The following is a 22,939-nucleotide window of genomic DNA, read 5'->3' on the forward strand; positions in this document are numbered from 1 at the left end:
TTCACGCTTCACGAGGTACGTTCCTAGATGGCAAAACATAAACACGAGGAACATGAAAACCACGAGCGGTGGTTGGTCTCCTATGCCGACTTTATTACCTTACTCTTTGCGTTCTTCGTCGTGATGTATTCGATCTCGTCCGTCAACGTCGGCAAGTACCGAACCGTCAGTGAATCGATTAAGGCGGCCCTCAATCCGGTCGTGAGTCCACCGTCCTCTCCCACCCCCATTGCGTTGAGTAGCAGCAAAGCGGCACTCACGGCACCGGACGCGCCTGGGAGTAAGGAGGTGGTGGTCAGAAAACTCAGAAATTTGGTCAAGAGCATCAAGGCGGTCCCTCAGATGTCGACGGTGCGAATCACCGAAAAAATCAACGGCGATATCGTCATCACGATCCCAGACCAGCTCTTATTCAACAGCGGAGAGGCAGCAGTGCGTTCAGAAGCGCTGCCGTTTCTTGAGGGCCTGAGCGGGGCGCTGGTCGAGCTCAACCGACATACCAAAGTCGAGGGACATACGGACAATGTTCCGATCCGCACGGCACAGTTTCCTTCCAACTGGGAACTATCGGCGGCTCGAGCCGTCATGGTCGTCAGAGTGTTGTCGGAACTCTACGGGGTGCCGTCCGACCACCTGGCCGCAGTCGGACATGCCGACACGAGGCCGCTGACGGAGAACCTCGACCCGGAACAACGGGCCAAGAATCGTCGAGTTGAGGTGGTCATTCTTGAGCAGGCTCCGCCCGCTCCTGCACTCGAGGCGGGGAACTCGGTGGACGAGTTGGGACGTTCAACGGAGGATGCGCAGCAGAGCACGTCGCAGTTAGTTCCGGAACTGTCGGGCGAGGGGCGCATACCAACACCATAGACGTTGGGTGGAGGCCGGAGGCCTCTCAAGTCCTGGCAGAAAGCAGCCGACACGGTGTCTTAGGGACTTCAGTGGAAAGGTCTTTCACGAGATGACGGCTCAACCTCCTGCAAGTGAAACACAGCGACAAGAAGACAATCCCAGACATCTCACTCCGACCGGGGAGCTCACCATCTTTGAAGTGGCTGAGTTCAAGGATTCACTCGTCAAGCTGTTCACGTGCGAAGGGCTGGTCTCCATGGATCTGAGCCACGTGTCCCGGGTGGATACGGCGGCGATTCAGGTCATGCTATCGGCTCGGAAGCAGGCTCGTATGCTGGTCATGGGCATTTCCGAGGATCTCCAGGGAAAGTTGAATCAATTGGGGTTTACTGACCCGCTCAGTGAGTGACCGTGATGTCCGTCTCGGCTGAGACAATGACACTCACGAGAGAGGGGACAAGCTGGACCCATGGCTGACGTAAGCGTCTCCGACCGAAACGGCGATGGTTCGCACCTCGTTGAGGACGCGTCGCTACCGGTGCTTCAAGCCCAGCAGCAGGCCTGGACCGTCTTTGCCAAGAGGGCGATACAGATGATCCCGGCTTTGAAGGCACAAATGAAGTCCGTGACGCAGGAGACCGAGCGTGCGGCACTCGATCTGATGGTGCATCTTCGGCTTCTCGCGTCATCCGATCGAGCGCTGTCGGCGAAGGAGAGAGCGGACAGTCTCTCCAAGGTGGTGATGGCATTGCAGTTTCAGGATATCACGCGTCAGAAGTTAGAGCATGTCGGGCTGGCAATGGATCAGCTCGACAGCCACCTACAGGTTCTTGTGAACGATCCGTTGAGTGACGAAGCCCAGCGAATGATCGCCGATTGGGAAACCATTGAATCGCACTACACCATGGAAGATGAACGACGCATGCATCAAAAGGCGTTGAAGCCTGACTATGGAGAGCCGGTGCCAACGGGGCAATCGGATGAAGGTGAGGATTCCGTGTCGCTATTCTAAACATAAGGGGCCCAGGAGATGTGAAGCGTATCACGTGAAGTGTGAAACGCGAGACAGGCGGAGGAACATGACGCACCAACTCCGGAACGGAAAACGCTTCACGCTTCACGAGTGACGCCGTACAGTCGTTAGTACGCCGCTTAGAATTGGAGGAAGTGATGAGTAAAACAGCGTTAATCGTCGATGATTCACCCACCATGCGGCAGATGGTGGCGTTCACCTTAACGAACGCCGGATTCACCGTGATTCAAGCGGAGGATGGGAAAGATGCGGTGAAGAAGGTGTCGGCCGGCATGAAGCTGGACATCGTCGTCACGGACCTCAATATGCCGGAAATGGACGGCATCGCGCTCATCAAGGAATTGCGGAAACTGACGACGTTCAAATTTACCCCCATCCTCATGTTGACGACGGAGTCGGCGGCGGAGAAGAAAGTCGCGGGAAAAGAAGCCGGCGCGACGGGGTGGATCGTGAAGCCGTTCAACCCGGAAGTCCTCCTTAAAACAATCGCCAAGGTCATGCCGGCATGACGGCGTGAAACGTATCTCGTGAAGCGTGAAACGTGAAGCAAGAGAGGGTGTGAACCGTGAAAGGTCAAAATCCGGCACGAAATACGCTTCACGAGATACGTTTCACGAACGACGGGGTTTCAGATGAGTAGTGATTTTGCACAGTTTCAAGAGGCCTTCTTCGAGGAAGCGGCCGAACATCTCGCGGTCGTCGAAGACGGTCTGTTGCAACTGGAACAACATCCCACAGACTTGGACCTTCTCAACAAGATCTTCCGTTCAGCCCATTCGATTAAGGGCACGGCCGGCATGTTCGGGTTCAATGCCGTCGCACAGTTTACTCACAAAATGGAAACATTACTGGACCTGCTCAGAAACGGGCAAAAAGCCGTGTCTCCTCCGATCGCCGACCTGCTTCTGACCTCCACCGACTGTTTGAAAACGCTGATTGAGTCGGCCAAAACCGGCGCACCCGTCGATGACAACACCGTGCAGCGGCTCACGGCGGAACTGGCTTCGGCGAGTGCCTCCGACGCACAGCCGGCGGTCGTCGGGAGTGTGAAAACAGAGACTGCGTCGAGTCAGCGCTCGAGCGGCACGCAGACCTACAGAATCGCTTGGACTCCGCCTGACTGGCTCTTCCAACGGGGTCTTGACCCACTCCAGTTTATGAAGGAGCTGAGGAGCCTTGGAGATCTCACACAGATTACGCTCGATGCTTCGCGATTGCCGACCTTATCAGAGATCGACCCTGAGAAATGCTATCTCTCCTGGGAGATGCACCTGTCCACGGCAACGGATGTGAAGACCATCGAAGCGGTCTTTGACTTTGTCCGTGAGGACAGTGTTCTGACGATTGAAGAGCGTGAAGCGTTCAGCGTGAAGCGCGAATCGGCCAAATCCGGAAACGAGATACGCTTCACGAACGACGAACGACGTTCCGATGACGGTTCACCAAAACCGTTGGGAGAAATTCTCGTGGAAAGCGGGGCGGTCACCCCAGCTGAACTCGACCAGGCACTGGCCCAACAAAAACGAGTGGGGGAAATTCTCGTCGAACAGAAGACCGTCACACCACAGCAGCTGGAGCAGGCGCTGCACAAGCAACGGCAACAGGAATCCACGACGACATCCAAGAAGGCCGATACCGCCTCCATTCGTGTGGATACGGCCAAAATCGATAAGCTCATCAACCTCGTCGGTGAGCTGGTCATCACGCAGTCCATGTTGAGTGATTTGTGCTCCAGATTTGAGATCAAGCAACTTCCGGTGCTGCTGGAACGAGTGGCACAACTCGAGCGGAATACCAGAGAGATCCAAGAACGGGTCATGGGAATTCGGATGTTGCCGATCGGCACGGCCTTCAGCCGGTTCCCGAGGTTGGTGCGTGATCTCTCGGCCAAGTCGGGGAAGAAAATTCAGCTGGTGCTCTCAGGGGAAGAAACCGAGTTGGACAAGACCGTGATTGAATCCATCGGAGACCCACTGACCCATCTCGTCAGGAATTCCGCCGATCATGGCCTGGAACCGCCGGAAGAGCGACTCGACAACAACAAGCCGGAAGTCGGGACCATCAGACTGAACGCGTTTCATGAAGGCGGCAGCATTTGCATCACGGTGGAAGACAATGGCCGTGGGTTGAATCGCGAGCGGATCCTTGCCAAGGCCATCAAGCAAGGGATGATCAGCGAGAACGACAAGCTGACCGACGAGCAGATCTGGCCGCTCATTTTCCGGCCCGGCTTCTCCACCGCCGAGAAAGTCACGGACGTGTCCGGGCGCGGCGTCGGCATGGATGTCGTAAAGCGGAATATTGAATCACTGGGAGGCACGGTCAGCATCAAGACGGCAGAAGGAAAAGGGACGACGTTCATCCTCAAGCTGCCGCTCACCCTGGCCATCATCGAAGGCATGACGGTCCGGATCGGACGAGAGACATACATTGTGCCGCTGCTCTCCATCTTGGAATCGATTCAGCCGAAAGCAGGGGCGGTCAAGACCGTGGTAGGGAAAGGCGAGTTGATCAATGTGCGGGGAACCTACTTGCCGATGATTCGATTGTATGAAGTGTTCCGGTTGAAGTCCGAACACACCATTCCCACGAAAGCCATTCTGTTGATCCTTGAAACGGAAGGGGAACGGGTGGCGGTGATGGTCGACGAAATTGTCGGCCAGCAACAAGTTGTGATCAAGAGCATGGAGCAAAACTTCCGCAAGGTGGAAGGCATTGCCGGGGCAACAATTTTGGGTGATGGGACGGTTGGGTTTATCCTTGACGTGCGAGGTCTCTTGGAGATCGCTCGGCATGGCACATCCGCGGCGGTCGCAGCATAGCGATGCCTGTGCAATGGGGGTTTCCAGTTATCGGAAAACATGAAACCTGAAACTTAAAACCAGAAACTTATCCACGAGATATGTTTCACGAAGGAGGACCCCATGGCGGCAGCGGTAGAATCAGCAACCAAAGAACTGAATCAACAGATCGGACTCACGGATGAGGGGAGCCAATTCTTGACGTTCAACCTCGGTGATGAGCTCTACGGGGTGGATATCCTGCGCGTGCAAGAGATTAAGGGGTACACCACGGTGACGAAGATTCCGAATACGCCGTCCCATATCAAGGGCGTCCTGAATCTCCGAGGGACGATCGTCCCGATTATCGAGCTTCGGACGAAATTCGGCATGCCGACGATCGACTACACCGCCTTTACGGTGATCATTGTCGTCGTCGTCCGTGACAAGGTGATGGGGTTGGTGGTGGATTCTGTGTCGGACGTGCTGAACATCGATAAAAAAGATATTCAACCGCCACCGCAGTTTGGAGCCATGGTCGATGTGAGCTTCTTAAACGGAGTGGGAAAGTCCGGGGACAAACTGGTGGCCGTTCTGGACATGGATCGCCTGCTGTCGGAGGGCGATGTGCACGTGCCGGCAGCCGAGACGGCGGCATAACTCGAACCGAGTCATCATTTCAACGAGTTAGAACTCAAGCAATCATAATTATCAGGAGACTTACAATGGCAGTAACAAAAAAGGCGAAGGTGGGTAAGGCAAAAAGCGTTGGCGTGAACGACATAGCCGAGAAGATGAAGGCCCTCGATAAGATTCAGGCCATAATCGAGTTCAGCTTGGACGGCACGGTCATCACAGCGAACGACAACTTTCTCAAGACCGTGGGGTATCAGCTGGAGGAGATCAAAGGGCAGCATCACCGGATGTTCTGCGATCCGGCCTATACGAGCAGCGGCGAGTATGCGGCCTTCTGGCAGAAACTCAATCGGGGGGAGTTTGATGCGGGCCAGTATCGGCGGATTGGGAAGGGGGGCAAAGAGGTGTGGATTCAGGCGTCGTACAATCCCATCCTCGATGCCAACGGCAAGGTCTCCAAAGTCGTCAAGTTTGCCACCGACATCACGAAAGATAAAAATCGCAATGCCGAGTTTGAGGGGAAGATCAATGCCGTCAACAAGGCCCAAGCGATGATCGAGTTCGGCTTAGACGGCACGGTCATCACAGCGAACGACAACTTTCTCAAGACCGTGGGGTATCAGCTGGAGGAGATCAAAGGGCAGCATCACCGGATGTTCTGCGATCCGGCCTATACGAGCAGCGGCGAGTATGCGGCCTTCTGGCAGAAACTCAATCGGGGGGAGTTTGATGCGGGCCAGTATCGGCGGCTGGGGAAGGGGGGTAAAGAGGTGTGGATTCAGGCGTCGTACAATCCCATCCTCGATGCCAACGGCAAGGTCTCCAAAGTCGTCAAGTTTGCCACCGACATCACAGGCCAGAAGCATGCCCAGGCTCAGTTGGAGGCCTGCATGGCCGAGGCGCAACAATCCCTCGGAGCCCTTGCGCAAGGTGATTTGACCCAATCGATGCAGGGCACCTATGCAGGAGATCTGGAGAAGTTCAAAACCAGCATCAACGCGGCCCTGACCAACCTGACCCAGACCATGGTGTCGGTGCGCAGTGCGGTCGAAGCGGTGACCAGCGGATCGGAACAGATCAGCAAAGGCAACGAAGATCTCTCCGAGCGCACCAGCGAGCAGGCCTCGGCGCTTGAAGAAACTGCCGCATCCATGGAAGAGATGACCTCGACCGTGAAACAGAACGCCGACAATGCCAAACAGGCGGATCAACTGGCGATCGCCGCGCGGGAGACGGCCGACAAGGGTGGGGCTGTCACGCAGCGGGCCGTGGAGGCGATGGGTGAGATCAATAAGAGCAGCAAGAAGATTGCCGACATCATTACGGTGATCGACGAGATCGCGTTCCAGACGAATCTCTTGGCCTTGAACGCGGCGGTGGAGGCGGCGCGGGCCGGTGAGCACGGACGGGGTTTTGCCGTGGTGGCGGCCGAAGTGCGGAATCTGGCGCAGCGCTCGGCGACGGCGGCCAAAGAGATCAAGGGATTGATCAATGAATCGATTCAGCGTGTGAGCGACGGGAGCGAGCTGGTCAACCAGTCGGGCAAGACGCTCGATGAAATCGTCAGCTCCGTCAAACGTGTGTCGGACATCATCGCGGAGATCAGTGCGGCGTCCCAAGAACAAGCAAGCGGGCTCGACCAGGTGAACAAGGCCATCATGTCGATGGATGAGTCGACGCAGCAGAATGCGGCGCTGGTCGAAGAAACGACGTCTGCCGCGCAATCCATGAAGGAGCAAGCCAAAGATCTTATGCAGCAAGTGGAGGCCTTCAAGATTGCCGAATCCGCTCGAGCTGAGATGTCCTCTCAGGTCGTTCGACGGGATGTGCCGCGGCTCGTGCCGAAGTCGCCGTCCAAGAGTTCGGTGCCTATGAAAGAGCATCGGATGCCCGGCAAGGCACCAGGTGCTGCTATGAAACGTCCGCAGGAGAGAGCCCCCGTGGCCCTTGCGGTCGGCAACGGGAAGGATCGGCGGAGCAGCGCCGACGAATTCGATGAGTTCTAGTGTTCGTGAAATGCGTCGGGTGTGAAGCGTGAAACGTGAAGCGTATTTCGTTTCCGGATTCGGACGCTTCACCCTTCACGTTTCACGAGGCGAAGACGGCGAGCGGCAGCTGGAAGTCAGGTAGGAGCGGGGTGGATGGGGTTTCATTGGCTTCCCGCGAAAGCTCGGCGGATGACCTCGAAGAATTCCAACGGAATCATCATGGTCGGCACATCATCGTGACGCTCATGTCGACCTGAGATGCAGTGGCCAGGTTGGGGGTCACCGCAAACCTGCCTATACGCCAGACCGCCAGACATCACCATCTGTGCCGGACAAGCGGCCGCACCGTGCGGGCTGGGTCACGGCCTTCCATGTTTTATCTGATGTAATCACTAGGGTCATAGGGAGAGACGATTGGCCCTATGGGGGGGGAGTGGAAAAATGATAGACACTGAAAAGCATAAATGAATAATATGGGCTGAATGTATAAGGCTGAAAGTCAGGGTACTTTCAACATCCACCAATTCACGCTCATCCAGCCCTGCCCCGTGCGTACCTGCGTAGGCAATTCCGTTCAATTCGATCTTGCTGGCCGGCCCGAGCTCCTCGCGCTATCCGTTGGAGGTTCCTGATGGTCGGTAAGGAACCTCACGGGTACCGATCCCCGAATCGCCCTCACAGTGAGAGTGCGCAGGGCGTCCGCAATCCGACGGATGGATTCCCTGCAGATCCGGCGGCTTGTTCACTCATTGATCAGGATCTGCTGGATGCGTATACCGCCGTTCAAATGGCCATGGAGGGGATTGCAAAGATCGATGACGCCGGTCGATATGTCTTTGTGAACCAGCAATATGCCGCCCTGTTGGGCTATCGTCCGGACGAATTGGTCGGGCAATCCTGGGAGGGCACCGTGCATCCGGATGACCGACCATCCGTCAAGACAGCAGTCGCCCGGATGCGTGATGGCGGGAAAGCAGAGACGGACATTCGTAGGGCGAAGAAAGACGGAGGACTCCTCGACGAGCATGTGGTGCTGGTCAGACAGGATGGATCCGGGGAGAGAACGTCCGGCCATTTTTGCTTCGTATGGGATGTGACGGAACGAAAACGGGTCGAAGCCCTTCACAAGGCGGAAAAGCAGGCGTTGGAGCTGGTCGCAAAGGGGGAGACCCTTGAGAGCGTGCTGGGATTTGTCTGCCGGGCGGTCGAGGGGCTTGCGCCTCCCATGCGCTGTTCCGTCATGCTGGCGGATGACGATGGGACGCATCTGTCGTTGGCAACGGCGCCCAACCTCCCGGATGAGTACAATCACGCCATTCAGAAGATTTCCATCGGACCGACGGTTGGGTCGTGCGGCAGTGCGGCCTACTTTCAAAAACCGGCCATCGCGGCGGACATTGCGACAGATCCCGCGTGGAAGCACTACGCCTCCGTGGCACTGGCCCATGGGCTGAGGGCCTGTTGGTCGCTGCCGGTCATCAGCTCTGCCAACAGGCTGCTCGGAACACTCGCGGTCTACCATAATGAACCGCGCGCGCCTCAGCCGACCGATTTGAAAGTCCTCGGACAGGTCAGTCAGATTACTGCCATCGCCATCGAACATGCCAGGATGAGCGAGGCCTTGCGCGAAAGCGAAGCGCGGTTCCAGGCCTTTATGCGTCATAGTCCGGCCATCACCTTCATCACGGATAAGATTGGTCGGCATCTCTATGTGAATGATCAGTTCGAGCGTCGGTTCGGTCTCTCCAAGGAAGAGGCCAAAAGGAAGACCGTCGCGGACTTTCTGCCGGCCGATATTGCGACAAGACTCCGTGAGAACGATCAGGTGGTGTTCTTGTCCGGGAAGGCACGTGAGAGTGAGGAACTCATCCCGGTTCAAAACGGCACGGATCATCATTGGCTGGTCATCAAGTTCCCGATTGAGGTTGAACAAAGGCGACTGCTCGGTGGCATGGCCATCGACATCACTGAGCGGAAGTCGCTTGAACGAGCGAGCCAGGACCAAGCCGATCGTCTTCGTCTGGCGATGGAGATTGCCAGATTGGCCACCTGGGACTGGAATATCCTCACCAACCAGGTCATGTGGTCGGAGAACTGTGAAGAGGTGAAGGGGTTGCCTCGCGGCTCGTTCGACGGGACCTTTGAAGCCTATCAGCGACTCGTCCATCCGGAGGACCTGCCGGGGTTGCTCGCAGCGATCGAAGGCGCACTCAGCGGTCCGCAGCTCTACCACACGGAACACCGGATCGTGCCGCCGACCGGCGAGGTGCAGTGGGTCGAGGGGAACGGCGTGGTGTATCGAGATGAGCTGGGCCGGCCCATTCGGATGGTGGGCACGGTCAGGAACATCACCGAGCAGAAGCGCATGGAACAGGCCCTCCGGGTGAACGAGGAACGGTACGCCAGGGCCACCGCGGTGGGAAGAGTCGGAGTTTGGGAATTGGATGTGCAGGCAGGCACCTACTATGGTGACAGGAATCTCAAAGCGATGTTCGGCTATCAGCCGGACGAGCTGTCAACCGATCCGCTGGTTTGGTTGAACCTGGTCCATCCAGACGATCAATCCATTGCCATGGCGCACTGGCAGCGCATCGTGAGCCGAGAAGCCGACGAGTATGCCTATGAATTACGCATGATCAGAAAAGACGGCACGGTAATCTGGACCGATATCCGAGGTCATGCTGTTCGTACTACTGATGGTCAGGTGACGCATCTGATCGGCGCAACGCTTGATATCACGGCTCGCAAGCAGGCGGAGGAGCATCTGCTGTGCACTCAGTTCGCCATGGATCACGCGGTGGATGCGGTCTATTGGATCGATCCTCACGCCAGGATTCTCTATACCAACGAGGCCGCCAGTGCCATGTTGGGCTATACCAAAGAGGAATTCTTGCGCATGACGGTCCATGATCTGAATCCGGACTTTCCGGCGGAGGTGTGGCCTGGGTGGTGGGAGGAGGTCAGAGAGAAAAAGGTGGTGTCATTGGAGACACGCCATCTGACGAAAGATGGGCGACCAATTCCCATCGATATTCGGGTGGCATTCCTGGCCCACGGTGGTCAGGAATTCCACTGTGCCTTTGTCCGAGACATCAGCAAACGCAAAGAGGTGGAAGAGAAGGCGCATCGCTCCTTTCGCTTCTGCAGTCTGTGCTGCACACCACTCCGATTCGTGTGTTCTGGAAAGATCGTGAATCGCGATTTCTCGGGTGTAATCAGAATTTTGCTCGTGATGCGGGGTGTGTTGATGCTCAGGAGATTGTGGGGAAGACTGATGATGATCTGGCATGGCATAAACAGGCGGCACTCTACCAGGCCGATGATCGTCAGGTGATGGAATCCGGTTGTGCCAAACTAGATTTCGAGGAACCGGGAACCACTCAGGACGGCGAGCTGATTTGGTTGCGAACGTCTAAAGTGCCATTGCGTGATGAGCAGGGGTGTGTGATCGGTGTGCTGGGCGTCTACGAGGACATTACCGAACGGAAGCAAGTAGACGAAGCCTTACGCGAGAGCCAAGAGCGATTTGAATTGGCTGCGCAGGCTGCGAACGATGGCATTTGGGATTGGGATATTTTGACAGGAGATCAGTATTGGTCTGAGCGTCACCTGCAACTCTTGGGACTTGAGCGAAGCACCTTTACCCCCACGTATGCTAGTTGGATATCGCTGGTGCATCCAGATGATGCCAAGTGGGTACAGCAAGCGACACAGCATCACCTCGACACGCATGAACCCTACGATATCGAAGTGCGGGTAAGGATAAAAGACGGGAGTTACCGCTGGTTCCGGGATCGAGGCCAGGCGGTGTGGGATGCGTCCGGCCGTCCGGTACGCATGGTTGGTAGCATTTCCGATGTGACGGAACGCAGACAAGCTGAAGAGGCGATATGGAAAGCCCATGCGGAACTTGAGCAGCGAGTCGTGGAGCGGACGATGGAGTTGGCCGCAGCTAATCGCGCCCTCGAGGAGGAGATTGTCCAACGGAAACGAGCAGAAGACCGGCTACAACGGACCCAGTATGCGGTCGATCACGCCGCTGACCAGATTTTCGTCATCGATTCGAACGGACACTTACTCGACGTGAATGAGTCGGCCTGCAACCGATTGGGCTATACCAAGGAAGAGCTTCTCACGATGTCGGTGATGGACATCGATCCGGACTTTCCACCGGAGGCCTGGAACGCATGTTGGGCAGCGGTGACACGAGAGGGCCAGCGTCGCATCGAGACGAGGCATCGCAGCAAGAGCGGCGAGATCTATCCGGTCGAGGTGGTGGCGAACTACCTGTGCCATAACGGCCAGGAGCTTGACTGTGCGATCGTGCGCGATATTACCGAGCGTAAGCGCGCGGAGGAGCTCGTACGCGCGAGTGAACTGCGGTATAAGATCTTGACGGAGGCCACGTTCGACGGCGTGGCCCTCCATGATGAGGGGGTGTTGCTCGAAGTGAATCCCGGTTTGGAACGGATGTTTGGCTATGGGCCGGGTGAACTCATCGGGCGGTCGATCGTCGACCTCATTGCTGATGAATCCCGAGACATGGTCATCGCCAATATGCGGTCTGGTGTGAACGGGCCCTACGAAGCCATGGCTCGGCGCAAGGACGGCACGATCTTTCCCGGCGAGGTTGTGGTCCGACCGTATCACTATCGCGGGAAGGAGGTTCGACTCGTGGCGGGCCGGGACATTACCGAGCGGAAGCATCTCGAGGTGGAACGACTGCGCTATACACACGAACTTGAGCGCCAGGTCGCAGAACGGACGGCTGAAATCGCCAAGTTGGAATCCCAGCGAGCTCAGACCGAAAAACTCGCCGCAATGGGCCGCTTGGCGGCCGGTGTCGCACACGAAATCAACAATCCCATCGCCGGGATCAAGAACGCGTTTACGCTTGTGAAACAGGCCGTGGACCAGGCTCATCCCCACTATGAATTCGTCGGGATGATCGATCGCGAGATCGCACGCGTGTCGTCCATCGTGCAGCATATGTACCAACTCTTTCGACCGGAGTCGGGCAAGGCGGAACCGATCGACCTCCAGACCATGACCAATGATATCCAGGCACTCTTCGCCAAACGGCTGCAACAGCGTCGGCTCACGCTGACCATCGATGTGGATCCCTGTCTTGAACGGCTCTGTGTGCCGCGAGGGGATTTGCTGCAAGTCTTGCTGAATTTACTGAATAATGCGATTGATTGTTCCAGGGATGCCGGCCGGATCACACTGATTCTGCGAGTTGAACCGGAGATGATACGGGTTGCGGTGTCCGATGAAGGCGCGGGCATTCCTCCGGACGTTCTTCCGCACATCTTCGATCCGTTTTATACGACGAAGATGGGGAATGATCAGAAAAACATGGGGCTGGGTCTTTCCGTCTCGCGGAGCCTGGTGATGGCCATGGGCGCTACGATTGACGTTGAGACGCAGCCGAACCAGGGGTCGATCTTTTCGATTCTGATCCCACGGGATAAGGCGGTGGTGAGCGTGCGTGAAGCTGAGGACAACCAAAGGGAGGCTGTGATCCATGAGAACTGAGGCACCGCGTATCGTACTTGCCGATGACGAAGAGACCTTCCGCAGCGCCACGGCGAAGTTGTTGGAGCAGGAAGGGTATCACTGTGATTGCGCGCGGGATTCAGAGGAAGCCAGTCGTCTGTTGACCAGCCGGCACGATGCGCTCATTTCCGATCTCCGCATGCCCGGTAATATGGAGTTCGAATTTCTTCGCGATGTGCGTACCCGGTTCCCGACGCTGTCGATCGTCCTGGTAACCGGCTATCCGTCGGTTCAAACAGCAGTTGGAGCGCTCCGGTTTGCGTTCTCTGATTATCTCCTCAAGCCGGTGGATTGGTTGGAATTGCTTCGGTCGGTGAATCAGGCGGTCGAGAAGGCCCGGTATTTGCGCATGACCGAGGTGGCCCGAGAGGACATCGATCGACAGGGGACCGCCGTTGATCATGCGCGGGAGCTCGTGAATCGAGCCGGCTCGATGGCAAACCAGAGGAGTCTCGCATGGTCGCTCGAGGCATTTCTTTCCCAGAGTGTCGGTAATATCGGGCTTCTCTCTGCAGGGATACGGGCGATCGTGGAGGGTTCCCCACAGGGCGAGGTTGAACGGTCCACGGATGTGTGCCGTCTGATGCAATGTCCACGACTCACCGCCTATCGCGAGGCACTGGAGAGTACGGTCGACGTGCTGGAGAAGACCAAGTCTTCGTTTCAGTCGAAAGACCTGGGGCTTCTTCGACACAAGATTGAACAGGTGCTCCGCGAAGATGCGTGAAGTGTCGTTCGTGAAGCGAGAAACGTATCTCGTTTCTGAATTCAGTCGCTTCACGTTTCACGCTTCACATTCTCCGCCCCACGTTGTCCGATAGCCCCCCCCGCCGACGCTCAAGGTTTTCCATCCTCATCCGATAGGTCTACAGCACGTCAACGTATAGAGGTCGGGCGTCAGGCCCGATCGCCTGGGCGGGCAGGAGAGAGACCTGTCAGTGGAAGGCGCATTCTGGAGTGCACAAGTCTGAGCACTCGGAGATGCGCCTTTTTTATTGGTCTATCCCCCCTGAAGGCGATTGCCTTTCCAACAGGAGTCACTCACATCCTGCGTGCAGCACATGGATACGATTACGTTGCCCACCGCACAAATCCTGAAGCACCTTCACAGGCCTCAGGCTTCTCAATTGCGGATTCAGCGTGACCTGGAACACTGGATGGGTGGTAGACGGCCGAGGACTGTGCCTGTCTGATCGTAGGGAGGAACCCGTGGAGAAGAAGCTCGAAGATCTGCGCATGGTCATGAAGCTGGCGGTCATTGCCGGGATGTTCATGGCAATTTTGATGGTGTCCGGGCTGCTGTCTATCTGGGGCTTGTACACAACCAGTCAGCAGGCCGAGACCATCTACAAAGTCAATCTGCTCCCGGTCCGAGATCTTGGCGATCTACGAGGACTCATCTACAAAATGGTCGGCATGATCGGGCTGCACATCCAGGCCTACGATTCAACCGCGAGGGAACAGGCAGAGGAGCAGATTGAGAATACGGATCAAGAGATGGCCCTGCTGATGGACCGCTATGCGCTCACCATTACGGCAGAGGAAAACCGCCGGATCCTTGAGCAGGTCCGAGAGAACTGGTCACACTTCAAAGAAACACGCTCAAAGGTGCTTGAACTCAGTCGACTCTTCAGTAAGGACGCGGCGGGTGAGCTTCGGAACACCGGGTTGATTCCGGTGCGTGAGCAGATCCTCGCCGATTTACACACGCTGATCGCCAAGTATGAACAAGACGCACGAGACAGTTATCAAACAAGCCATGCCCTCTCCACGCAACTCACCCTGACGATGATCGGTGGCTTCGTGATCTTGTCGATGCTCGGGTTGGCCGTGGTCTGGCTCATCGCCAAGAGCATCACCAAGAACCTGACGAATGTCCTGACGACCGCCGAAGCCATCAGCGGCGGAAATTTGGCAGCGCGTGCGATGGTGACGGCTCAGGATGAGGTCGGTCAGTTGGCAGAGGTCTTCAATCGTATGGCCGGTTCACTCGAATCGGCGGCGGCCAAACAGGTGGAGGCGTTGAACGCGCAGGCAGCAGAAATCTCCGGTGTCACCAAGGCCATCAGTCGCTCGCAGGCGGTGGTCGAATTCACGGTGGATGGCACCGTCCTGACGGCGAATGAGAATTTCTTGCGGTGCTTTGGGTACGAGCTCAGAGAGGTGGAAGGAAAACATCACCGGATGTTCTGCGATCCGGCCGACGCAAACCGCAGTGAGTACGCAGCCCTGTGGCAGAAGGTAGGCCGTGGGGAATTCGACAGTGGGGTCTATGCCAGGCGCCGAAAAGACGGTACGGACATCTGGATCCAGGCCTCCTATAACCCGATCGTCAATGCGGAGGGTAAAGTCAATCGGGTGGTGGAATATGCGACAGACATTACGGGGCAGAAGGTGGCGGCCATTGAATCCGAGGGGATCCTGAATGCCGTGGAACGGGGCCAAGCTGTGATTGAATTTAGCTTAGATGGAACGATCAGGAAGGCCAATACTCTGTTTTTAGATCTGATGGGGTATCGGCTCGACGAGATTACCGGCCACCACCATCGCCTGTTTTGCGATGCTGAGTACACCAGTTCCGAAGCCTACAGGGCGTTCTGGCACAAACTGAATCGAGGAGAGTTTGACGCAGGGGTCTATCGCCGATTAGGGAAAGGGGGGAGAGAGGTCTGGATTCAGGCGACCTACAACCCCATCCTTGATGTAAATGGGAAACCCTGCAAAGTTGTGAAAATCGCAACCGATATCACGGCACAGAAGCAAGCGGCGGCTGAAATGGAACGGCTCGTCGCGGAGGCGGAAGCCGTGCTTGGCCGAATCGCCGAGAACGATTTATCGTGCGAGATGACCGGGATCTATAGTGGGGCGCCTGAGCAGATTAAGAAGAGTATCAATGCCGTCGTCAGGAATTTGATCCAGACCATCGCAACAGTGCGGGAAGTCGTGGAATCGGTGACCTGTGGCTCCGAGGAGATCAACAGGGGGAATGAAGATCTGTCACAACGCACCAGCGAACAGGCCGGTTCGCTCGAGGAAACCTCCGCCGCGATGGAAGAGCTCACGGCGACGGTGAAACAAAATGCCGACAATGCCCTGCAAGCGAACGGGTTGGCCATCGAGGCGCGTGACACGGCCGATCGAGGCGGCGCGGTGACGAAGAACGCCATCGACGCGATGAGCGAGATCAATCGGAGCAGTAAAAAGATTGCCGACATTATCACCGTGATTGATGAGATTGCCTTCCAGACCAACCTCTTGGCCTTGAACGCGGCCGTGGAAGCGGCGCGGGCAGGCGAGCATGGACGAGGCTTTGCTGTGGTGGCAACCGAAGTGCGCAACCTTGCGCAACGCTCCGCTCTGGCCGCGAGGGAAATCAAGACGTTGATCAACGAGTCGATCCAACGGGTGACGGATGGCACCGAGCTTGTCAATCAATCGGGCAAAACCTTGGAAGACATCGTGCATTCCGTCAAGCGAGTCAGTGACATTATCGCCGAGATCACGGCGGCCTCGCAGGAGCAGGCCGCCAGTATCGATCAGATGAATCAATCGATCATGTCGGTGGACCATACGACACAAGAGAATGCGGCTTTGGTCGAAGAAATCACCAGCGCGAGCAAGTCGATGAAAAGCCAATCGGAAGAATTGCTGCGCCGAATGGCTCTGTTCAAGCTCGAGCTGTCGGAAGAGGAGAAGGCGGCCACTCCTTCGATTGCCAGCGTGCGGGAACATACCGCTCGATCGATTGGGAGGGCGTTTGCCGGAGAACACTCACGGTTGGAGGAAGTGCGGCAGCTCGTATCCAACACGCATCCGTCCAAGCCATCCACGGTTGCAGTCGGAGGAGTCGGCTCCCGTCAGCCTGCGGCAGGAGGAGGGGGATTTGACGAGTTCTAGCGGGTTGCAAGCGAAGCAGGGAACAGATGAATCCATCCGGGAGGTGTGACGGTGAAAACCTTTCAGAACCTCAAGACGAAGACGAAACTGCTGCTTGGCTGTAGCGGGATCGCGCTTGGCCTGTTGATGGTCGGGGGAATGGCCATCAGCAGCGTGACGGATCTTCGAGACCGTATCGAGGCCATCTATAAGATTAACGTGATCCCCCTGACCTCTCTTGGGGAATTGCAGAGCAGCTCCCAGCGGATGAGCGCGCTGGTGGCATGGCATATCCTGGCACATGATTCAGCCACGATGAAGAAGCAGATGGACGACATCAAGGCGCTTGATGAACAGATCGACCGGTTCCTAGAACGCTATGCGCCGATTATCGTCACCGAGACCGAGCAGAAGACATTCGATGGATTTAAGACCGCCTTGGCCGAGTATAAAGCCTCACGCAGTAGAGTGTTGGACCTGAGCGATGCGTTCAGCAAGGATGCCGCCAATGAGCTCCAAAGCACGGAACTCGGAGAGAAGCTCGCTGTGATGCTCGAGAAGGTGCATGGCTTGGTCAAAGAGAACGAAATCCAGGCTCAAGAGCACTATGAGTCGAGTCGGGATGCAGCCACACGTTTCATCACGCTTATGGGTGCTGTGATTGCCGGGGCGTTTCTCGTTGGTCTGTTCATCAATTGGGCCGTGTCGCGGTTCATGATCGGAGGGTTGCAGAATATCCTCGAAGCAACACGTCAGCTTCAGAAGGGGAACCTGACGTTTCGGGCGACGGTGGGCACGAAGGAGGAGCTTGGGGCCTTGTCACGTGCATTCAATCAGATGGCCGACGAGTTGGCTCAATCGATGACCAAACAACAAGAAGCGATTGAGGAGATGAATGCCCGTGTCGACATCATGAATACGACCAGTATCGTATCGGAGGCCAATCTCAAGGGCGAGATTATCAGCGCAAACGACAAGTTTGTTGAAGTCTCAAAGTATTCAAAGGAGGAGTTGCTGGGTAAGCCGCACAATATCACCCGACACTCCGATGTCTCCAAGGACGTCTTTAAGTCCATGTGGCAGACCATCGCGCAGGGAAAACTCTTTCGTGGCGTCATCAAGAATCGGGCGAAAGACGGCACGCCGTACTATGTCGATGCCGTGATCAAGCCGATCTTGGGTGCTGATGGAAAACCAAGAAAGTATCTTGGTGTGCGATACGAAATTACGGAGTACGAGGTAGCTCGGCATAATATGAAAGGCATCTTGGACGCCATCGATAAGTCCTATGTGACGGTTGAGTGTGATTTGAAAGGCACCATCAAAAAAGCCAATGGTCAATTCCTACAGACGATGGGATACAGCGGAGATGAAATCAACGGGAAACATCACCGCATGCTTGTTGACCCCTCGTACGGTCATGCGAGTGAGTATCTTGCGTTCTGGGAGAAACTTGGTCGTGGCGGGTCTGAGGCCGGTCAATATAAATGGATTGCCAAAAATGGCCGAGAGGTGTGGTTGCGCGCGAGTTTTAGCCCCGTGATGGATGAAGTCGGGAGGCCATTCAAGGTGATCGGGTTGGCTACGGACATCACGCAGGAGAAACAAGCCTTGGCCGAAGTCGAAAAATTGATCAAGGCGGCGTCGGTCGGCCAGCTCTCGCAACGGATCAAGTCCGAGATGTTCACGGGTGGGTTGCGAGAACTGACGGATTCGGTCAATCGACTGGTTGACTCTGTCACGCAACCGCTGCACGAGGCCAAAGTGGCCCTCAGTGCGTTGGCGAGCAACGATCTGACCCAGAACATGACGGGAACGTATCACGGTGAATTCGACGACATGAAGACCGCGTTGAATCTCGCGCTTGGTAATTTATCAACCACGATCACCAGCGTGCGGCACGTCGTGAAGAATGTCTTGTCGGGATCGGAGGCGATTAGCAACGGCCACGAAGACTTGTCGCGGCGCACCAGCCAACAGGCTGCGGCGCTGGAGGAGACGTCCGCCTCGATGGAGGAGATGACGGCTACGGTGAAACAAAACGCCGACAATGCCAAACGAGCCGATCAGCTGGCCATTGCGGCGCGTGAAACGGCCGATCGTGGTGGACTCGTCACCCGAAAAGCCGTCGATGCGATGGGCGAGATCAATAAAAGCAGTAAGAAGATTGCCGATATCACGACCGTGATCGATGAGATTGCCTTCCAGACGAACCTCTTAGCGTTGAATGCGGCCGTGGAAGCGGCGAGGGCCGGTGAGCATGGGCGAGGATTTGCCGTGGTGGCGACCGAAGTCCGCAACTTAGCGCAACGCTCGGCGATGGCGGCGAAGGAAATCACCGGGTTGATTCAGGAATCTCTTCAGAGCGTGACGGAGGGCACGGAGTTGGTGAATGCGTCAGGAAAAACGTTGGAGGAAGTGGTCCATTCCGTCAAACGAGTGACGGATATCATTGCGGAGATCAGTGCGGCCTCGCAGGAGCAAGCGATCGGGATCGATCAAGTGAATAAGGCCATCATCTCGATGGACCAGGCGACCCAGCAGAACGTCGGCTTAGTCGATCAGACGACCTCGTCCGCACAAACGATGACGGAACAGGCCAAAGATCTCCTCCGTCAAGTTGACGTCTTCACCGTCGCTTCAAGTGAGCATCACCCTGCACACCATACCCCCATACAGCAAGACACCCTGCCGCCCGTCGGTGGGTCGGCGATGAAGACCGTCGATCATGCGCATGGCACTCAGATGGCTCGTCCTAAGCCGACTACGAGTAGGTCGGCGGTACATAAGGAGCCGGTCGGCGCGGCCATCGGGAAAGGGAAGGATCGGCATGGCGTTGAGGGTGAGTTCGAAGAGTTTTAAGCTATTCATCACCCTGTACGATGAGGACTTGAAATCTCCGGATCCGCGTCGCCCATGATCCAGTCCGAGTCTGCCGAGAAATCGGTTTATACGTTCAGTAGTTAGAGAGGCTATCTCATAGAGTGCTATCTACCGCGCTGGCTACCCATCGATCCTGCTTTTCTCTTCACCTCAGCGCTTCTCGATCGCGTTAAGAAACACCATCAACCAACCGATAGAGCATTGACTGGATTTCTATGCGTACGGATTGTGCTGAGTCGAAGGGCTGGGATTGATCGACATGGATTTTGCGATCTCGACGGACGAGTTTGAACGATTTCGGGCGCTGATCTACGACGAGAGCGGAATCGCCCTGAACGATCAGAAGCAGGGATTGGTGGCGTCTCGGTTGTCCAAGCGCTTACGCGAACTGAAATTGTCGTCATTTTCCGAATACTATGACCAATTGATGCATGATCCACATCGAGAAGAATTCACTCGGATGTTGGATCTCATCTCGACCAACAAAACGGACTTCTTTCGTGAGCCGAAACACTTCGACTTTCTCCGTGAAGAGATTCTTCCCACACTCACGCCTGAAAAAAAAGCTCGTATCTGGTCCTCGGCCTGTTCGTCCGGTGAAGAGCCCTACACGATCGCGATGACCTTGTATGACGGTGTACATGACCCAGCCCAATGGGACTTTAAGATTCTTGCGACCGATCTCTCCACGCGCGTGCTCGCCAAGGCGGCGGAAGGCGTCTACGACGAGGAGCGGGTTCGTGAGCTGCCGTCTGACATCGTGCGGCGCCATTTTTTGCGCGGGCGTGGCCATAGTCACGGTCTGCTGAAAGTGAAGCCGCGCTTGGCGACGATGATTCGATTTCAGCGTCTCAACTTAATGGACGAGCAGTTTCCCATTAAGAGCCCGCTGGACCTTATTTTTTGCCGAAACGTGATGATCTATTTCGATCGTCCGACGCAGGAGCGATTGGTGAACAAGTTTTACCGATATCTCAAGCCCGGAGGCCATCTCTTCATCGGACATTCCGAAAGTCTCCAGTGGGTGAATCACCCCTTTAAGACGGTGGCGCCGACGATCTATTGGAAGGAGACGTGAAGCGTCGTTCGTGAAGCGTCGTTCGTGAAGCGTATGAAGATTGTAAACTTTCGAGATCTGGACGTATGGAAACTGGGAAAAGAGATTGTGCTGGGAGTCTATCGTGCAACGGCCCTCTTTCCTAAGGACGAGGTGTATGGCTTAACGGCGCAGATGCGGAGAGCGTCGGTCTCCATTCCATCGAATGTGGCGGAAGGATTCAACAGAGTTCACAACAAAGAGTACCGCCAGTTCCTCTATGTGGCCCTGGGTTCTTGCGCTGAACTGGAGACTCAAGTGGAGATTGCAGGTGACCTGGGCTATCTAGGTCAGATGGAGAGTCGTCGCTTGGTGGAACGACTTGATCATGAGACAAGAATGCTTCGAAACCTGATTAAGAAACTCTAGTTATGGCAAACGCTTCACGAGATACGCTTCACGTTTCACGCTCACCTCACGGCCAAGCTGGCTCTACGCATGATGTCAGTGCGTTCTCCCATATCCGCCGCATGCGCGATGCTCGGTTCCCGCATGAGATTGCTGCGATTTTGCCGGGAGAGTTTTTCGTCAGCGCCAGTCCCATGATCGTCTATACGGTCCTTGGCTCGTGTATTTCAGCCTGTATTCGAGATCCTGTGATCGGTGTGGGGGGGATGAATCATTTCATGTTACCCAAGCCGAAAGAGGGCGGCAACGACTCCTGGGGAGAATCGACACGATATGGCTCGTATGCGATGGAGTCATTGATCAATGAAATCCTGAAGCAGGGGGGCATGAAGAGTCGACTGGAAGTGAAGCTGTTCGGGGCCGGGAAAATCTATGAAGGCAATATCGATGTCGGGGCTCGCAATGCAGAGTGGGTCTTACACTTTCTCAAGACGGAAGGCCTGAGGCCGACCAAAACCGATTTGGGCGATGTGTGTCCGCGAAAAGTCTATTACTTTACCGAATCGGGCCGTGTGTTGTTGAAACGGATTGAACGGCTGAAGAACAAGACGATTGTGGAACGGGAGCAGGAGTATGCGACGAAGATCCAAGTCGTTGCCAAGCCGGTGGAGGACGATGTGACGCTGTTCTGAACGGCGTGAAGCGGTGAGAAATGACGTGAAGCGTATCTCGTTCCGGAATAGGACGCTTCACGCTTCACGAGAGACGTTTCACAGGATACGAGAGGGCCTATGCCGAAAATTCGCGTACTAACGGTTGACGATTCGGCGCTGATGCGGCAAGTGCTCGCTGCCTTGCTCGCAAAAGATCCGGATATTGACGTCGTCGGTGCCGCTCCGGATCCGTTCATTGCACGAGAGAAGATCAAAGCGCTGAATCCCGACGTGCTGACGCTCGATGTCGAAATGCCTAAAATGGACGGCCTGACATTCCTCGAAAAACTGATGCGCGGGCACCCGATGCCGGTGGTGATGGTGAGCTCGCTGACGGAAGCCGGCTGTCAGACCACTTTGCGCGCACTGGAGTTGGGGGCCGTGGATTTTATTACCAAGCCAAAGATCGATCTTCGAGAAGGCATGGACGAGATCGCGCAGGATCTCATTGCGAAGGTGAAAGCCGCCGCGGCGGCGCGAGTGCGACCGTTAAGCGTGAAGCGTGAAGCGTCCGAATCCGTGACGAACGGCGCTTCACGAGGGACGCTTCACGAGGGACGCTTCACGAACGACGTTTCACGAACGGCGATGATCAAAACCACCGACACAATCATCGCCATCGGGTCCTCGACCGGCGGCACCGAGGCCGTAAAAGATGTGTTGGAGGTGCTGCCACCCAATACCCCACCGATCCTGATCACCCAACACATGCCGGAGCGGTTTACCAAAACATGGGCGGAACGACTGAATAGTCTGTGTCGGATTTCAGTGAAAGAGGCGGAAGACGGTGACAGCGTCCTTCCCGGGCATGCGCTTATTGCCCCAGGGAATTTTCATATGACCCTGGTCCGGAGCGGGGCCCGCTACACGGTTCGACTCAATCAAGACCACCCGGTGAATCGGCACCGCCCATCGGTGGACGTGATGTTTGCCTCCGTCGCCCAGTATGCGGGCGCCAATGCCATCGGAGTCATTCTGACGGGGATGGGAGGCGACGGTGCGAAAGAACTCTTGACGATGAAACAGGCCGGCGCCTTCACGATCGCGCAGGACGAAGCGAGCTGTATTGTATTCGGGATGCCGAAGGAAGCCATCAAGGCCGGAGGGGTGGATAAAGTGCTGCCTCTCCATGAGATCGCCGGGTCGATTCTTGCTCACGTGAGCCATTGATCTAGCTG

16 protein-coding genes and 4 pseudogenes are annotated in these 22,939 nt (G+C 56.1%); all 20 read left to right on the forward strand.

All coding sequences use genetic code 11. From position 1 onward, the window contains the following. The first annotated feature begins 27 nt into the window (after positions 1-27). The 20 genes and pseudogenes from IPM58_01755 (at position 28) to IPM58_01850 (ending at position 22,931) form a co-directional block, all read left to right on the forward strand. The gene (locus IPM58_01755) at positions 28-867 is read left to right on the forward strand and encodes an OmpA family protein (protein ID MBK9305830.1); all 840 of its coding nucleotides are present in this window, start codon (positions 28-30) and stop codon (positions 865-867) included. A gap of 91 nt (positions 868-958) precedes the next feature. Continuing rightward, positions 959-1,258: an STAS domain-containing protein gene (locus IPM58_01760; GenBank protein ID MBK9305831.1), complete on the forward strand. Its 300-nt coding sequence runs from the start codon at positions 959-961 to the stop codon at positions 1,256-1,258. 60 nt (positions 1,259-1,318) lie between these two features. Continuing rightward, positions 1,319-1,861: a hypothetical protein gene (locus tag IPM58_01765; GenBank protein ID MBK9305832.1), complete on the forward strand. Its 543-nt coding sequence runs from the start codon at positions 1,319-1,321 to the stop codon at positions 1,859-1,861. Between the two features lie 158 nt (positions 1,862-2,019). Beyond that, positions 2,020-2,391, forward strand: coding sequence for a response regulator (locus tag IPM58_01770; protein ID MBK9305833.1), 372 nt, complete (start codon positions 2,020-2,022; stop codon positions 2,389-2,391). A gap of 123 nt (positions 2,392-2,514) precedes the next feature. After that, positions 2,515-4,704, forward strand: coding sequence for a chemotaxis protein CheA (locus tag IPM58_01775; protein ID MBK9305834.1), 2,190 nt, complete (start codon positions 2,515-2,517; stop codon positions 4,702-4,704). A gap of 102 nt (positions 4,705-4,806) precedes the next feature. After that, positions 4,807-5,322 carry a chemotaxis protein CheW gene (locus IPM58_01780; GenBank protein ID MBK9305835.1) on the forward strand — a complete coding sequence of 172 codons (516 nt, stop codon included), beginning with the start codon at positions 4,807-4,809 and terminating at the stop codon, positions 5,320-5,322. A 65-nt stretch (positions 5,323-5,387) separates the two neighbouring features. Further along, positions 5,388-7,304, forward strand: a complete 1,917-nt coding sequence (locus tag IPM58_01785) for a PAS domain-containing protein (GenBank protein ID MBK9305836.1) — start codon at positions 5,388-5,390, stop codon at positions 7,302-7,304. Between the two features lie 35 nt (positions 7,305-7,339). Next, positions 7,340-7,543: a hypothetical protein gene (locus tag IPM58_01790; GenBank protein MBK9305837.1), complete on the forward strand. Its 204-nt coding sequence runs from the start codon at positions 7,340-7,342 to the stop codon at positions 7,541-7,543. A gap of 770 nt (positions 7,544-8,313) precedes the next feature. Further along, positions 8,314-8,886: pseudogene (locus IPM58_01795) on the forward strand (GAF domain-containing protein). 9 nt (positions 8,887-8,895) lie between these two features. Continuing rightward, a pseudogene (locus IPM58_01800) lies at positions 8,896-9,279 on the forward strand (PAS domain S-box protein). Between the two features lie 333 nt (positions 9,280-9,612). Further along, positions 9,613-10,053 (forward strand): annotated as a pseudogene (locus IPM58_01805) (PAS domain-containing protein). Between the two features lie 18 nt (positions 10,054-10,071). Next, positions 10,072-10,407: pseudogene (locus IPM58_01810) on the forward strand (PAS domain S-box protein). 53 nt (positions 10,408-10,460) lie between these two features. Next, on the forward strand, positions 10,461-12,824 hold the full coding sequence (locus IPM58_01815) for a PAS domain S-box protein (GenBank protein ID MBK9305838.1): 2,364 nt from the start codon (positions 10,461-10,463) through the stop codon (positions 12,822-12,824). After that, positions 12,814-13,572 carry a response regulator gene (locus tag IPM58_01820; GenBank protein ID MBK9305839.1) on the forward strand — a complete coding sequence of 253 codons (759 nt, stop codon included), beginning with the start codon at positions 12,814-12,816 and terminating at the stop codon, positions 13,570-13,572. The genes IPM58_01815 and IPM58_01820 overlap by 11 nt, the downstream gene beginning before the upstream one ends. 482 nt (positions 13,573-14,054) lie before the next feature. Beyond that, complete coding sequence (locus IPM58_01825) at positions 14,055-16,742, forward strand: PAS domain S-box protein (protein ID MBK9305840.1); 2,688 nt, start codon at positions 14,055-14,057, stop codon at positions 16,740-16,742. 51 nt (positions 16,743-16,793) lie between these two features. Next, complete coding sequence (locus IPM58_01830) at positions 16,794-19,583, forward strand: MCP four helix bundle domain-containing protein (GenBank protein MBK9305841.1); 2,790 nt, start codon at positions 16,794-16,796, stop codon at positions 19,581-19,583. A 280-nt stretch (positions 19,584-19,863) separates the two neighbouring features. After that, entirely contained in the window at positions 19,864-20,682 is an 819-nt protein-coding gene (locus IPM58_01835; GenBank protein MBK9305842.1) for a protein-glutamate O-methyltransferase, read from the forward strand. 33 nt (positions 20,683-20,715) lie between these two features. After that, the gene (locus IPM58_01840) at positions 20,716-21,069 is read left to right on the forward strand and encodes a four helix bundle protein (protein ID MBK9305843.1); all 354 of its coding nucleotides are present in this window, start codon (positions 20,716-20,718) and stop codon (positions 21,067-21,069) included. A 101-nt stretch (positions 21,070-21,170) separates the two neighbouring features. Continuing rightward, positions 21,171-21,740 (forward strand): chemoreceptor glutamine deamidase CheD, encoded by a 570-nt coding sequence (locus IPM58_01845; protein MBK9305844.1) that lies wholly within the window; start codon positions 21,171-21,173, stop codon positions 21,738-21,740. A 99-nt stretch (positions 21,741-21,839) separates the two neighbouring features. After that, on the forward strand, positions 21,840-22,931 hold the full coding sequence (locus tag IPM58_01850) for a chemotaxis response regulator protein-glutamate methylesterase (GenBank protein ID MBK9305845.1): 1,092 nt from the start codon (positions 21,840-21,842) through the stop codon (positions 22,929-22,931). Positions 22,932-22,939: the final 8 nt, after the last annotated feature.

This window comes from Nitrospira sp., from assembly GCA_016715825.1.
GTDB lineage: Bacteria > Nitrospirota > Nitrospiria > Nitrospirales > Nitrospiraceae > Nitrospira_D.